This window comes from Nitrospira sp. MA-1 (assembly GCA_032139905.1).
GTDB lineage: Bacteria > Nitrospirota > Nitrospiria > Nitrospirales > UBA8639 > Nitrospira_E.
The window spans coordinates 57,583-73,376 of sequence record JAQJDB010000003.1; the positions used below are offsets into that span (position 1 = coordinate 57,583).

General features: G+C 51.8%; 12 protein-coding genes. 2 read left to right on the top strand and 10 right to left on the bottom strand.

The annotated features are described in order from the left end of the window. Positions 1-63: 63 nt before the first annotated feature. Together clpB and PJI16_02210 are read right to left on the bottom strand one after the other, a co-directional pair. Positions 64-2,664, bottom strand: a complete 2,601-nt coding sequence (clpB, locus tag PJI16_02205) for an ATP-dependent chaperone ClpB (protein MDT3776372.1) — start codon at positions 2,662-2,664, stop codon at positions 64-66. Between the two features lie 172 nt (positions 2,665-2,836). Beyond that, complete coding sequence (locus PJI16_02210) at positions 2,837-4,471, bottom strand: hypothetical protein (GenBank protein MDT3776373.1); 1,635 nt, start codon at positions 4,469-4,471, stop codon at positions 2,837-2,839. Position 4,472: 1 nt separating this feature from the next. Between PJI16_02210 and PJI16_02215 the strand changes: the two genes are divergently transcribed. Next, positions 4,473-6,815 carry a hypothetical protein gene (locus PJI16_02215; GenBank protein ID MDT3776374.1) on the top strand — a complete coding sequence of 781 codons (2,343 nt, stop codon included), beginning with the start codon at positions 4,473-4,475 and terminating at the stop codon, positions 6,813-6,815. Between the two features lie 86 nt (positions 6,816-6,901). Here the strand turns inward: PJI16_02215 and glnA are convergent, their stop codons facing one another. From glnA to PJI16_02240, 5 genes are all read right to left on the bottom strand, one after another. Continuing rightward, the gene (gene glnA, locus PJI16_02220; protein MDT3776375.1) at positions 6,902-8,311 is read right to left on the bottom strand and encodes a type I glutamate--ammonia ligase; all 1,410 of its coding nucleotides are present in this window, start codon (positions 8,309-8,311) and stop codon (positions 6,902-6,904) included. Positions 8,312-8,453: 142 nt separating this feature from the next. Continuing rightward, entirely contained in the window at positions 8,454-9,740 is a 1,287-nt protein-coding gene (locus PJI16_02225) for an ammonium transporter (GenBank protein MDT3776376.1), read from the bottom strand. A gap of 71 nt (positions 9,741-9,811) precedes the next feature. Further along, the gene (locus PJI16_02230) at positions 9,812-10,150 is read right to left on the bottom strand and encodes a P-II family nitrogen regulator (GenBank protein ID MDT3776377.1); all 339 of its coding nucleotides are present in this window, start codon (positions 10,148-10,150) and stop codon (positions 9,812-9,814) included. Positions 10,151-10,265: 115 nt separating this feature from the next. Then, positions 10,266-11,531, bottom strand: coding sequence for an ammonium transporter (locus PJI16_02235; GenBank protein ID MDT3776378.1), 1,266 nt, complete (start codon positions 11,529-11,531; stop codon positions 10,266-10,268). A gap of 72 nt (positions 11,532-11,603) precedes the next feature. Then, a complete protein-coding gene (locus PJI16_02240; protein MDT3776379.1) occupies positions 11,604-12,827 on the bottom strand; it encodes a porin in 1,224 nt (407 codons plus the stop codon). Between the two features lie 539 nt (positions 12,828-13,366). Here PJI16_02240 and PJI16_02245 point away from each other — a divergent pair. Continuing rightward, positions 13,367-14,296: a mechanosensitive ion channel family protein gene (locus PJI16_02245; protein ID MDT3776380.1), complete on the top strand. Its 930-nt coding sequence runs from the start codon at positions 13,367-13,369 to the stop codon at positions 14,294-14,296. Positions 14,297-14,318: 22 nt separating this feature from the next. On the opposite strand, the gene PJI16_02250 is transcribed toward PJI16_02245, so the two are convergent. Genes PJI16_02250 through PJI16_02260 form a run of 3 tightly spaced genes read right to left on the bottom strand, consistent with a single transcriptional unit; the run spans position 14,319 to position 15,559 of the window. Beyond that, positions 14,319-14,729, bottom strand: a complete 411-nt coding sequence (locus PJI16_02250) for a DUF423 domain-containing protein (protein ID MDT3776381.1) — start codon at positions 14,727-14,729, stop codon at positions 14,319-14,321. Between the two features lie 46 nt (positions 14,730-14,775). Next, a complete protein-coding gene (locus PJI16_02255; protein MDT3776382.1) occupies positions 14,776-14,997 on the bottom strand; it encodes a DUF2061 domain-containing protein in 222 nt (73 codons plus the stop codon). 52 nt (positions 14,998-15,049) lie between these two features. Beyond that, positions 15,050-15,559, bottom strand: a complete 510-nt coding sequence (locus PJI16_02260; GenBank protein MDT3776383.1) for an Rrf2 family transcriptional regulator — start codon at positions 15,557-15,559, stop codon at positions 15,050-15,052. Positions 15,560-15,794 lie beyond the last annotated feature (235 nt).

Genomic DNA, 15,794 nt, shown 5'->3' on the forward strand with positions numbered 1-15,794 from the left:
ATTGAAGAGAACCATCCCACGGGGAGCCACGATTATACTCCCCGTGGGATTGATGGAGTGGCGTTAGGCCTCTCCATTTTCCCGGGCGGTGAGGACGAATTTGCCGTCGACCATCTCGCCCACGATTCGTTGCCCATCCATGGCTTTCCCCTGGATGATCAGGCGTGAGAGCGGGGTTTCGATTTCCTGTTGAAGCAGGCGCTTCAACGGCCTGGCTCCGTAGACCGGGTCATAGCCCCGCGCAGCCAGGTCGGCCAGGGCCGCCGGAGAGAGTTCCAGTGACATTCGCCGATCCGCTAATCTGACCCTGAGGCGTTCCAATTGGATTTCCACGATTTGCGCCAGCTCTTCCCGTTTTAACGGATGGAAGACGACGATTTCATCGACCCGATTCAAGAATTCGGGCCGGAAGTGCTGTTGGATTTCTTTGAGCACTAACGCGCGAATGCCTTCGTAGTCCATATTCTGTTGCTGCGCTTCGAGAATCTCCTGACTGCCCAGATTGGAGGTCATGATGAGCACGGTATTTTTAAAGTCCACCGTTCGGCCTTGCGAATCGGTTAACCGCCCGTCGTCTAAGACTTGGAGCAGGACGTTAAAGACATCGTGATGCGCCTTTTCGATTTCATCAAAGAGGATGACCGAGAAGGGTCTGCGCCTCACCGCTTCGGTTAACTGACCGCCTTCTTCATACCCCACATACCCTGGAGGAGCGCCGATCAATCGGGCTACGGTATGTTTTTCCATATACTCCGACATATCAATACGGACCATGTTGGCTTCGTTATCGAAGAGCGTATGCGCCAGCGCCCGTGCCAACTCGGTTTTACCCACGCCGGTCGGGCCCAGAAAGAGGAACGAACCGATGGGTCGATTGGGATCTTTGATGCCGGACCGCGCGCGCAACACGGCTTCGGCCACCGCCTTGACCGCTTCATCCTGACCGATGACGCGTTTGTGTAACCATTCATCGAGGTGCAGCAGCTTTTCCACTTCGCCTTGAAGTAGCCGGCTCACGGGAATGCCGGTCCATCGACTGACCACCTCGGCAATGTCATCTTCATCGACCTCTTCCTTGAGCAGTCGGCTCGTCCCCTGTTGATTGGCCAGCCGCTCTTCTTCGTCTTTCATGGATTTTTCCAGTTTGGGCAATGTCCCATAGCGCAACTCCGCCACACGATTCAGGTCATACTGCCGCTCAGCCTGCTCAATTTGTTGTTTGGCACCCTCGATCTCCTGCCGGATCGTTTGTAATTTCCCGACAGACGATTTCTCGGCATCCCACTGGGTTTTTAAGTCTTTCAGGGCTTCCTGTTTGCCTTTCAACTCCTGTTCGATCGTGGTCAACCGGGTGCGAGAGGCCGCATCGGTTTCTTTCTTTAAGGCTTCCCGTTCAATTTCCAATTGCAGAACTTTTCGAGAGATCTCATCCATTTCGGCGGGCATGCTGTCGATTTCAGTCCGTAAGCGCGCACTCGCCTCATCAATGAGGTCAATCGCTTTATCAGGCAGAAACCGGTCACCGATATATCGATTGGATAAGCGGGAGGCTGCCACTAATGCCGAATCTTTAATGCGCACCCCATGATGGACTTCATACCGCTCCTTTAACCCGCGCAGGATGGAGATGGTATCTTCCACCGAAGGCTGATCGACCACGACCGGTTGGAACCGCCGCTCCAAGGCCGCATCTTTTTCAATATGTTTCCGGTATTCATCAAGAGTGGTAGCGCCAATCAGATGGAGTTCCCCTCTGGCCAACATCGGCTTCAGCAAATTGGCGGCATCCATGGACCCCTCTGCCGCTCCGGCCCCCACAACTGTATGCAACTCATCGATGAACAACAGGATCTGTCCCTGAGAGGATTGAATTTCTTTGAGGACGGCTTTTAATCGCTCCTCAAACTCCCCGCGAAATTTGGCACCCGCTACCAGGGCACCCATATCGAGCACGATCAAGCGTTTATTTTTAAGTCCATCGGGCACATCCCCTTTAATGATCCGTTGTGCCAGTCCTTCGACAATGGCAGTTTTTCCCACTCCAGGTTCACCGATCAGGACCGGATTGTTCTTGGTGCGGCGGGACAGGATTTGCACGACCCGACGAATTTCTTCATCCCGGCCGATGACCGGATCCAATTTGCCCTGGCTGGCCAATCGGGTCAAATCACGCCCATATTTTTCTAGTGATTGATAGGTCCCTTCCGGATCCTGGCTGGTGACGCGTTGATTGCCTCGCACCTCCTGGAGACCGGCGAGCACCTTATCCCGCTTGAGTCCCATGGACGTAAAGACGCCTCCTTCGGCTACCATGGCCAGGATGACATGCTCGACACTCAGGTAGTCATCCCGCAGTTCCTTCATCTCCGTTTCCGCCTGATTGAGCACCTTTGCCAGGCGAGGAGAGAGATGCACCTGCCCTGGAGGTGCCCCACTGCCCTGAACCTGAGGAACCTTCTGAAGCGCTTGTTCTGCGGCATTTTTGACGGCGGTGGGCGAGACACCCGTATGCTCTAATATCGGGTGAGCCAATCCACCGGATTGCTCCAGCAAGGCCAGCAGGAGATGCTCCACGTCAATCCCTTGATGGCTTCGTCGCATCGCGATCCCCGAGGCAGCCTGCAGAGCTTCCTGTAATTTGATCGTCATCCGGTTAAGGTCCATTGGCTTCTCCCCGAAAAAAGAATGAATAAATGTAAAATTTTCCTCTCACTATAAGAGATAACAATCCCTGGATCGTTTTCAACCCCTCTGGACTGATTCACACCTGACATTCCTCCTGCTGCTAGAAACACCCAGAGAAAACGAAGTGTGAAAAAGGTATATGCCGGATTCGCTAGGAGGGTGACGAGCACAGAATGCGTTCGTACAACTGATGCACCCTGGTGGTATGTCGACGATAGTCGCTCAGGAACGCTTCCATGGCCTGGGCAACGGTGGCCTGTTTGAGGTAACCCATTCTGACGGCACATTTGGCAATCTCTTCGGACTTGTTCGGAAGCAGATGCGTTTGAAATTCATGAACCATTTGAAGTTTGTTCTCAAGATTTCTTAGAAACACATACGACTCTTTTAGCAGGCGAGCGTCCTGTGCCGTCAGTTTCTCAATGTGCGTCAACTTCACCAATGCTTTGAGTGTTTGCCGATCGCGTATTTTAGGATACGCCTGTCCCCAACGCAGTTGAAGGGCTTGCACAATAAACTCTATTTCCCGAATGCCTCCGATGCCCAGCTTGACATGTCGGTCGACTTCCCCCCGGCGAATCATTTTGGAAATGATTTGTGACCGGAGCGAATGAATAGCCGGAAAGACCTGCCCTTCGTCTTCTTCATTCCCATACACAAAGTCTGTCAGCCCCTTAATTAAGGCCTGCCCCACACGGAGATTGCCGGCAATGGGCTTGGCTTTGAGAAAGGCCAGACGTTCCCAGGTTCGGCCTCGACCCGCGTAATAATGAAGGGCATCCTCAAGGGAGGAGGCCAACGGCCCGACCATTCCTTCCGGACGGAGACGGAGATCGACTCGAAACAAGGCGCCTTCGGCTGTCGGCGCCGTCAAGACCGCCGTGAGTTCCCTGGCCAGAGTCTCACAATACAGCACACGAGCAATACTGGTTTGTCCCCTCCCCGCTTCCGTCTTCCCTTCGGGCGCATGGTACACATAAATAAGATCGACATCCGAGCTGTAATTCAGCTCCCAGCCTCCGAGTTTCCCCATTGCCAGCACGGAAAAACCGTCAGCCTTTTTCCCGGTCGATCCTCCCTCTCCAAAATCGCCAAACCGCTTGGTTAATTCCTGGCTCACCAGTTCATACACCGCCTGAATAACTACGGAGGCGAGATCCGACAACACGGTATAGGTTTCTACGGGCGTGGCGATGCCCAACAAATCGCGAATCCCGATTCGGAGCATTTCGCGCCGCTTCATCCGCCGTAACGCTTCACATTTCGCCTCGAAACTCGTTACGGTACCAAGGGCGGCCTGCACGTTGGCCTCAAGGGCAATCCGGGTCATCCGCCGGCGCAGGACCCCGTCATCTTCGATCCAATACACGAGTAACGGATCACGGATAAATGTTTGCGCCATGGCCGGGCTATTCCCGAATGCCGTGCCCATCACTTCGACCACATGCGGGACCATTGCTAAATATTGAAAGAGTTGAAGCCGTTGGATACCGGAGTCGACATACCGTTCCCATTCATTCATGGCCTGATCCGGATCCGCCGTACGCGCAACACTGCGTAACACGGCGGGCAGAATGGTCGCCAGGGCTTTCCGGGTGACCGGTTCCCCGGCCATGGCCTGAAGGTTTTGGTCGGCGCGTTTCCAATCCTGTAGGCCATAGGCCTGAAGTATCCGGGCTACGTCCTGCGTGATAAGTCCTGAAGCCAGGAGTAAAGGCGTGGGATCGGGAAGGCGGGCTGCGGGAGGATCCTCTTTGGAAGCTGCGTGTGGTTTGAAAGCAGTCATCGTGAAAAAAGAAAATTATACGGGAGCGCGTCCGACCTTACAATCCAACATTTTTTCAGTATACTCGGGCACCATGACCGAAGCAGAGCGGATCCAGTCGTATCAAACCCAATGTCCTGATCTTCGTCCGGCCTTAATCAGAGATTTTGTCCAGCAGATGGACCCGGATTATTTTGAAAGCTTTCCTCCCGCCGCCATCCTGGAACATTTAGTCCTGGCGAACCAGCTCACGTTTGAACGACCCTGTGCGATCTCGATCCGGACCCTGCCCACCCGGCAATTTCAACTGACGCTGGTGGGTTACGATTATTTTTCCGAGTTTGCCACATTCTGTGGCGTCTTATCCTCCTTTGGGCTGGATATTCGAGAGGCCACGATTTTTACGTCTTTAGAAAAGATGTCTCCAACTTTTCCCTCAACATCATCATTGCAAGGCCATACCTCCACGGGCTCCTCCTCACAAGCGACTCGAGGGTTGACCCGGAAAATTGTCGTGGATGTCTTTCATGTGCAGGCTCTTGAAGATCTGAAATTTGCCGAACCCGAACAACGTGAGTTTCAAGAGATGGTGACGGCCCTTCTCGTCCTTCTTCAAAAGAATCAGATCCGGCAAGCCCGTCGACAGGTGAATCGCCGGCTCGTTGAAAATTTAGAGAACATGCGTCAAAAACCGACGGAGTTGGTCCATCCAGTCCACATCACATTTTCCAACCCGCGCGGCGGTCATGAAACCATTCTGGATATTAGCTCAACCGATACGCCGGCGTTTTTGTACACCTTTGCCAATGCCCTGGCCATGCGCGGGATCTATATTGTGAAAGCCAAGATTGAAGTCGCCAACCACCGCGTCCGCAACCGTCTTTACGTCCGCGGACGCCAAGGCGGAAAAATTCAGGGAAAAGGCGAACAACAGGAACTACGAACGGCGGCCACCTTACTCAAAGAATTCACCCATTATCTGAGGTGGGCACCGGACCCCGGGAAAGCGCTCGATCATTTTGATCAATTCCTGGATCTCTGGTTAGAGCAGGCCAATTCCCCCTCGCATCTCACCAAGCTGAGCCAGGCTTCCACGCTGGAACGACTGGCTCAACTCTTTGGCAGCAGTGATTACCTCTGGGAGGATTTACTCCGACGGCAACATGACAATTTGTTGCCCATGATGAATCAATATCAAAAAGGCCCCCTGATTCGATCAAAATCGGTACTCACCAGGGCCATCGAGCCGTTATTGCTGAAAGCCAAAACTCCTGTCCACAAAAAACAACGCTTGAATCAATGGAAAGACGAAGAGCTGTTTCGAATCGACATGCGTCATCTCCTGGAAAATAGTCCCCTCCCCGACTTTTCACAGGCCCTGACCAATCTCGCTGATGTCATTCTCAACCAGGCCCTTCTGCATTCTCAACAGGCGATCAATCCGAAAGCCTCCCTCTCCGCTCCTCCATCGATGGCGATTTTTGGTTTAGGAAAACTCGGTGGCGGCGAATTAGGCTATGCCTCGGATATCGAAATTCTGTTCGTCTATCACATGCCGGGTAAACCCTCGCGAGGCCAGACGGACCAAAAATCCTCAGATTATTTTGAACGTTGGGCGCAGGAATTTCTCCAATGGATTGAAGCGAAGCAGGAAGGCATTTTTCACCTGGATACCCGATTGCGGCCGCATGGAGAAAAAGGCCTCCTCGCCAATTCCCTCCAAGAAATTCAGCGCTATTATGCGCCGGAAGGTGGAGCCGCTCCTTTTGAACGACAGGCGTTACTCAAGCTCCGTTTTCTTGCTGGAAATCGTGCGGTAGGAAAAGCCGTTGAACGGCATCGTGACCAATTTGTGTATGCTCCCGACACGTGGGATCTTCAGACGGCCATCCATCTTCGTGAGCGTCAAATCAAAGAGCTGGTCCAGCCGGGAACGACGCATGTCAAATACGGAGCCGGTGGCCTGCTTGATGTGGAGTATACCGTGCAATATTTCCAACTCATGCACGGGCACGACCATCCTTCCATCCGCACGCCCAATACCCTGGAGGCCATCGATCACCTGAGCGGGGAAGGCCTGTTTACTCTTGAAGATGGGGCTCAACTCAAAGACGACTATCTGTATTTTCGACAACTCATTGATGGACTGAGAATAGTCCGCGGCCACGCCCAGGATCTTGTCCTGCCACCATCCGGTTCTGATGAAATGGTGTTTTTAGCTCGCCGGCTCGGGATGCTCACCACAAACTGGCTTCAGGGAGCCGACGATCTGGAGCATGCCATTCACACCAGAATGACGAAAATCCGGAAACAATTCCTTCAACGGTTTCCCAAACAGTTACGCCCGGGCATCAAAAGGAAATAGTTATCTCCTTCATCTGACTTGCCCGGGCGTGAGTATTAACCGTATGCCTTCCCCACAAGAATGTGGGGAAGGCCATTTTTCAGCGCTTAGCAATCAAAGTACATAGCATATTCATACGGGTGTGGCCTGACTCGAATGGCATCGATTTCATTGGTCCGTTTATAGGCAATCCAGGCTTCAAGCAGGTCCTCGGAAAACACTCCGCCTTTCAAGAGAAATTCATGGTCATCCTCAAGGGCCTTTAAGGCCTGTTCCAGACTGGACGGCAATGAGGGAATATTCCCTAATTCCTCCGGCTCTAAGTCATAGAGATTCTTATCCATGGCTTCGCCCGGATGAATTTTATTTTGAATCCCGTCTAACCCGGCCATGAGCATGGCACTGAAGGCCAAATACACATTGCACGAGGGATCAGGGAACCGGACCTCAATGCGTTTGGCCTTGGGACTTGGCGAATACATGGGTATCCGGATGCCCGCTGAGCGGTTCCGACTGGAGTAGGCTAGCAACACCGGCGCTTCAAAGCCCGGGGTGAGCCGTTTATACGAGTTCGTAATCGGGTTGGTGAGCGCGGCTAACGCCGGCGCATGCTTGAGAATGCCGCCGATATAATACAGGCACATCTGCGAGACCCCCGCATATTCCTTCCCGGCAAACAATGGTTTCCCGTCTTTCCAGATACTCTGATGGGTATGCATTCCGGTGCCATTATCCCCGTAGAGCGGCTTGGGCATAAAAGTGACAGTTTTGTTATGCCGACGCGCGACATTGCGCACAATATACTTGTACATCATCATCTGATCGGCCATCTTGACCAGGGTGTCGAATCGAAGGTCGATTTCAGCTTGCCCGCCCGTGGCCACTTCATGATGATGTTTCTCCACTTTGATCCCGGCTTTTTCCATTTCCCGGCACATCTCCGACCGGATATCCTGTTGCGAGTCGACAGGGGCCACAGGGAAATATCCCTCCTTATGGCGCGGTCGAGACCCGAGGTTCTCTCCGTCTTTCCCGGAATTCCAGATGCCCTCTTCCGAATCGACGAAGTAATAACTGGAGTGACTGTTTTGATCGAACGACACATGGTCAAAAATAAAAAATTCGGCTTCAGGCCCCCAAAAGGAAACATCCCCGATTTTGGTGCTCTTGAGATATTGTTCCGCGCGAAGGGCTACTCCACGAGGATCCCGCTCATAGACGGTTCGGGTAATCGGATCTTGCACGTCCCCCACGATGCTTAACGTCGGAATTTCCGTGAACGGATCCATGCAGGCGGTGTTCGGATCAGGCACGATCAGCATGTCGCTATTTTGGATCATGCGCCAGCCACGGATAGACGATCCATCAAATCCCGAGCCCTCTTTAAATAAATCCAACGTTAATTCTGAGGTGGGAATCGAAAAATGCTGCCAGGTACCCATGAGATCGACAAACTTGACATCGACCATTTCCACCTTGTTCTTTTTCGCAAAATCCAACACTTCTTTCGCGGTCATTCAATACCTCCTTCGCAAGCACATCTGTTTATAAAAGTAATCCCACGCTCTCACCGCCGCAACCACTACCAGGCACTCATCAGAAGTGGATCAGAGGCAATGATCGTTCCACCGAATCATGCTCATCCACATCCCTCCTGCCTTAGGAATAGGCTCGCTCATTATGTTGACTAAGATCCAATCCCATTTCCTCGTCCTGGGCGGAGACTCTCAGTCCGACTGTCACATCCACGATTTTAAGAATGAGATAGGTTCCAATGACAGAAAAGGTCAAGGTTACCAAAGCCAATACGACTTGTATACCGAACTGTCCGGCGTTCCCGAAAAACAAACCCTGGGCTCCGATTGAGGCAAACAACCCTGTCGCGAGGATGCCTATGAATCCGCCCACGCCATGAATACCGACAACATCCAGGGAATCATCATAGCCAAACCGCATTTTCCACACGACCGCAACATAGCAGACGGTGCCCGCAACCAACCCAATCAAGAGGGCTGACATCGGCCCGATAAATCCTGCAGCCGGAGTCACCGTGGCCAAACCCGCGACCACCCCACTGGCGACCCCTAACACGGTCGGCTTCCCCCTATGGACCCATTCAGCCACCATCCAGCTGAGTCCCCCTGCCGACGCGGCCGTGTGAGTGGCGAGAAACGCGACCGCAGCCACACCGTTGGCTCCTAGCGCACTCCCCCCGTTGAAGCCGAACCACCCGAACCAGAGAAGTCCTGCTCCCAGAATGGTCATCGGCAAGTCATGCGGGGGCATCGGATCTGCCCCAAACCCCTTGCGTTTTCCAAGCATCACCGCACAGACCAACGCCCCGAACCCGGACGAGATGTGGACCACTGCACCGCCGGCAAAATCCAAAGCTCCAAGCTTGGCTAACCATCCTCCACCCCACACCCAATGTGCCAATGGGGTATAAATCAGGAGAGACCATAAGACGGCAAACAACAATAAGGCTTTAAATTTCATTCGCTCGGCTACACTGCCGGTAATGAGTGCGACCGTAATGGCCGCAAACATGAGTTGAAAGAACATAAAGACTTGATGGGGCACCGTTGAGGCATAGGTCGGACTCGGATCCAATCCCACACCATTCAGCCCCACCCATTCCAGTCCCCCGATTAATCCTCCAATATCAGGACCGAAGGCTAAACTGTATCCGCACAACACCCAAATCACGCTGATTAAACACAGAATCACCATCGTATGCATAATGGTCCCGAGCACATTTTTTTTGCGAACCAGCCCGCCGTAAAATAGGGCCAGTCCGGGAAGCGTCATACATAACACCAGCGCAGAAGACATTAAGAGCCAGGCCGTATCCCCCGTATCAATTTTTGGCAAACCGTCTTCACCTGCCCACACAGCAAAGGGCTGACTCAGACTTATCCATAAGACCAATCCGGTCAACCTTCCCATCGTTGAGCGTGGAACGAACAGATTCATTTCCCCTCCTCGAGTAAACACGTGGTGTGATAGGGTGGCAATTGTCAGACCGCTCCTTCGCCTGATTCCCCCGTACGAATACGGATGACACTATGCAGCTCGGACACGAAAATTTTTCCATCCCCAATACTGCCGGTTTTGGCAGCACGCATAATGGCTTCCAGCGCTTCCCCCACCCGCTCATCGGCCAAAGCGATTTCCAGTTTAATCTTGGGGACGAATTCAATCTGATATTCAGTGCCCCGGTAGGTCTCTTTATGTCCTTTTTGACGACCAAATCCCTTGACTTCGGTCACAGTCATGCCTTGAATTCCCAACTCGATCAAGGCATCTTTCACTTCATCTAATTTAAAGGGTTTAATAATGGCTTGAATCAGCTTCATACGAACCATCCTTCCATTGGATTATGACACTCTGAAAAACCTCTTCATTCGTGGTGGCGACAGACCCATCTGACCGTCACTTGCTCTCGAACCCTTCACATCTCTTTGGTATGTATTAACCATATGCCCGTTCCCGGTGTTGGGTCAGATCACATCCAAGCACCTCTTCTTCCCGATTGATGCGTAACCCGATCGTGCCGTCAACGAGCTTGAGAATAAGGAAGGTGCCGACAAATGAGAACACCCAGGTTGCACCGACTCCAATGAACTGAATGACGACCTGCCCGGGATTCCCGAAAAAGAGCCCGGTGCCTCCACCCATGCTGGCGAATAACCCGGTAGCCACTGCCCCCCAGGTTCCTCCGATTCCATGGATGCCAAGCACATCTAAGGCATCATCATAGCCCAGTTTATGCTTTAAAAATACACCGAGATAACACACCACACCTCCTCCAAAACCAATCACAATCGCCGCGATGGGACCCACATAGCCGGCGGCTGGCGTAATAGAAACCAGCCCCGCGACTGCGCCGCTAGCCCCGCCCAACACCGTTGATCTTCCTCGATAGAGTCCCTCCACTCCGACCCAGGCTAATGCTCCTGCGGCTGTCGCCACATGAGTGGCCACAAAGGCGCTGGCCGCAACCCCATTAGCCGCCAAGGCGCTTCCCGCGTTAAAACCGAACCACCCGATCCACAGTAAACTGGCCCCGATGACCGTAAACGGGAGGTTATGAGGGCTCATATTCTCGGTACCATATCCGTGGCGTTTTCCTAAGACAAGGGCGCAGGCTAACGCAGCCACCCCAGAACTAATATGGACGACCGTCCCGCCGGCAAAATCCAAGTCCCCCAACTCAGCCAACCAGCCTCCCCCCCATACCCAATGAGCCAGGGGGGCATAAACGAACGTGACCCATAACACCGCAAATAAGGCAAAGGCGCTAAATTTCATTCGCTCGGCAATGGCTCCGCTAATGAGCGCAACCGTAATCGCCGCAAACATGAGCTGAAACACCATAAAAGCTAAATGGGGAATCGTTGAACCTTCAAGCGGTTCGGGTCCCACCCCGGCTAATCCCAACCATTTCAGTCCCCCAATGATCCCTCCCACGTCGGGAGCAAACGCAAAACTATAGCCCCAAAATACCCACACCACACTGACGAGACAGACCGCAATAAAGCTATGCATCATCGTACTTAACACATTTTTACTTCGAACCATCCCGCCATAAAACAACGCTAATCCGGGAATGATCATGGCCAATACCAGCGCCGAGGATATCAACACCCAAGCCGTGTCGCCGGCATTGAGTTGCGACGCGCCTCCCTCCTCGGCCCACACGTATGAGCCCAGACGGTCCAGTACCAGGACGGACATGAATCCGGAAAATATGGCTCTACTGGCTTTTTGAATAGAGACGTTCATCGTCTTTGCTCCTTCTACCTCTTCTTAAAAGAGGAAAATGGCTTCAACTGCCAGTGTTTGTTGGTTATTGGTTGAGTTATTTTTTCCATCTAAAAAGACATTTTGATTGGATTTGTCATAGCGAAATTCCAATCGCGTGATCAGCGAGGGCGCGGGCTTATATTGAAGCGTCACCGTATTCTCCCACAGCGTTTGAGCTATTGGGGCAGAAACGGTACACACATTCGAATTGCCCCCGGATCCGGCCGTCCCCAAACAGCTCTGATCGCCGCCGGCATCCTCCCAAATTTCTCCACGAAACCGGAGGCCCCATTGGTCATTGAAATCATAAATGGCATACCCGGCTACCCCATCCCAACGGGCATTTTTGCCCGAGCTGATCGCACTTGCATTTTCCTGATTGGCATAATACCCCTCCACCACAAAGCCTAATTGATCGGTAGCCTGGAAGGTCACATACCCCCCGACCAGAACCCGTTTCCCTGACCCGGATCTCGTATTCGAACTCTCTTTTCCCACAATGCCATACACATTCAATCCAAGTTGTTCCGTGGGGTGATAGGAGACCAACCCTTCCACAGATTTCGCCGTATTATTATCTTCCGTCAACCCGGTATAGGAATTCAGGGCACTCATTGACAAGGAAAGCTTCTCGTTGACCGCATAGGCCACACGAATGCCGGTGATCGTGAAGGGCTGACCCAATCCAAACAACCAGGATCGGGAATAATTATTATTGTAGGGACTCTCAATGACTTCATATCCCACCAGGGAATTCATTCGTCCAATCCGAATATCCAACCCGTTGCCCAGCGGGGCGACATACTGGACATACATTTCCTGGAAATCCACATCATCCCCGGTTCGCCCGCCTGTAAATTGCACATCCTCACCCACATCTAATTTGAGGCGGAAGCCGGCACGTTCGACGGCATTGCTCCCGTTCGTCGCTTCCTTCTCAAAGACCAATTGGGCCATATTGGGCCTGAAAGAATTGGCGTCCCCATCAAAGATGCGCAACTGATTCGCATTGGCCCCGGAATTTTTGGGAAAGTTGAAATTTTGAGTGTAGGACGCCTCCACATACCCATAGAGCTTGAAATCCTCCTTGGTGAGCACCGCCGCCTCACTCACGCTCAATCCGCCAATAATCGCAAGCAGCGCAAGACCGACGCTGACCAGCCCTCCAGATCCTCGACTCTTAGGTGAGTGGTGAAAGGTGATTCCAGCCATTAGGTCTCCAATCATGTAGCCCTCCATGTTTTTGAGGTCGCACTCGCCAAAACACGACCAAAATTTTCCACGCCACCTTGCCTCGGTCATGATCAGCCACGCTTCATTGACCAAATTTTTTGGGGTTTCTCCAACTCCAAAGAGAGGTCATGGGCTAAAAAGGCAAAAAAAAATCCCCAACCAAATTTTTGGCTGAGGACTTCATTGTCCGGGTTATTCTATTGTATGGAGGCCGACCATTGGACTTCATTGTCCTTGACGACCTATTTTGAGTTTTTTACCACCCAAGATCCCATGTGTCAAGGGAGAGCCAAAAAATGTGGTCTAAGGTCTCCGTGAAAAAGAGTCGTTTGGCAAAACCCCCTACAATTGATTTCATTCTCAAATTCTCAGCTCGGATTGTAGATAGATGGCATTGCCCTCCCTTCCGGCTTGCCAATGCTCCGGTCCCTTGAAAGAATAGGCATTCTTCTCTGGCTCAGACTCTCGATTGGGCCGAGTTGAAACAGTCCTTCACCAATTGACTATTTTCTTTCTCTTTAAGGAGGTCATGGATGGAATCTTTTGTTTTTGAAAAACTCACTCCCTTTCTCGCAGCCAAATCGCTCGTCATGATGGAAGGAAGCTTGCGCCTTCTCCTTATCCTCGTGGTTGCCTATGTTGGGATACGTGCCGTTCGGTTTGGCCTGCACAGACTCGAAATCTTTTTACTCACAATAAGGGAAAATAATGATAAGGACCGCCTGGCCCGTGAAAAACGGGTTAAAACGCTCATCGGCTTGCTTCTGACCATCTGTCTTACAATGGTTTGGGTCGTTGCCGTCGTGATGGGCTTAGATCAAATAGGGTTGGATATCACACCCATTATCGCCAGTGCAGGCATCGTGGGACTGGCCGTCGGCTTTGGAGCCCAAAATCTGGTTCGAGATGTCATTAACGGATTTTTTATTATTTTAGAAAACCAGGTTCGGATCGGGGATGTGGCCGTGGTCAATGGAACCGGTGGCTTAGTCGAAGCCATCAGCTTTAGAACCATTACCCTACGCGACCAGGCGGGAACGGTCCACATTTTTCCGAATGGCACCGTCACGACCCTTTCCAATATGACGAAAGATTGGTCAGCCTATGTCATGAATATCGGCGTGGCTTATAAAGAGGACACTGACCGCGTGACAGAAATCATGCGCGAGATCGGAAAAGACCTGCAACAAGATGAGCAATTGGGCAGGAAAATCCTGGAACCCATTGAAATAATGGGCGTAGATGCTTTTGGGGAATCGGAAGTCGTCATCAAAGCTCGAATCAAAACCATTCCCATCGAGCAATGGGGAGTCGGGCGGGAATACCGGCGACGTCTGAAAAAAGCCTTTGACCAGAATGGCATTGAAATTCCTTTTCCCCATCGAACGCTTTATATGGGAGAGACCAGCCCGCCATTTATCGTCAAAAACACATTGCCTCAGACAGAAACACCAACGCCCTAATCAAAGCAAGAGGAGGTCTCGACTAGGTACCATCCGGCCGAGAGAATGGAGTGTTCTCAGCGGGAAAGGCTTTCCAATACCCTCGCGCAAGCAAGCCCCATCCCACCAGAAAACACAGGCCTCCCAAAGGCGTGATCATCCCCAATCCGCGCACACCGGAAATGGACATGACATAAAGGCTTCCTGAAAACAACACGATGCCCAGGGAAAAGGCCCAACCTGCCCATCTGAACTGGCGAAGGGGAACATTCGCCAGACTCAATCCAGCACCAAGAATGGCCAAGGCATGGATCAAATGATACCGGACACCAGTTTCAAAGGCCGCCAACATCTGTTCCGAAAGAAATGGCTTGAGTCCATGCGCGCCAAAAGCGCCAATTGCGACACCAAGGAAAGCCATCAGCGCCCCACTCATCAGTATTTGCCGTGCCATATCATTTATCCTTTTGTGATGAAAGAAAATATCATTCATGGAGAAACTATGGAGAACTGGTTGTCGGATATATCCGCCCCCAGTGAATTTTTTGCCAGACTCGCTCATGGACCCAATATAAAAATATTTTCGTGACCAATTCCGTCAGGCCAACGGAAGCGGCAAGAAGGAGTTCACCCGAAAAAATAAACACCAGGAGAGTGGTATCCAAGGTACCCACTGCCCGCCAACTTATGCCTTTCACCACACTACGCCAATGAGTTTCCATAGGTTCCTCTTATCGTTGACCTTGCCGCATGACGACAGCAAAAAAAGACTGGCTAAAATTGACTATCCGACGACTTCTGTTTCTTCTGTGTTGCACCTGACACTGGTGGTGTTTTCAGATTGAGTAGTGCCCCTCCCTTCTGGGGAAATACAAAATCTTCCAAAGTGTAATGATCAAGGACCGACGCGATTGCGTTCCGAACATCCAGCATGATGCGCTGAATTGGACATGTCTTCGTTGCCGCATGGGGACAATCCCGGCATTTCTGATAGGCCGTCTGACTCACACAGGCAATTGGTGCCAGCGGACCATCCAGAAGGCGAATAATCTGCCCCAATGTCACTTCCCGTGGCGACTTAATTAAAAACACCCCGCCATGGGCACCACGACGACTCCCGATGAGCCCGGCGTTTTTCAACGACAACAAAATCATTTCCAGAAAACCCAATGGAATATTCTGCCGCTCAGCCAGGGATTTCCGTTGCACGAGTCCATGCCCGAACTCTTGAGTCAGCTCGGTCATGGCCCGCAAGGCATACTCGCTTTTTTTAGAAAATCGCATAATACTACATAAAGTTAACTAATATTATGCAGATTAAAGCATAATGCCCTTTTCATTTTCTATCCCGAACCTGAATTTCCAAACACAGGTTATCAAAAAAGCCGTCCACCATTGGCAGTTTGTTGACGAAAGAACTGCCAACACACACAATCACCGTTGAAGAAAAGTTAAAGAATGCCCTCAGGCAAATGAGCTCCTCCTGGCGCATTGTGACCAAAAGAAAATTTGCGACAAG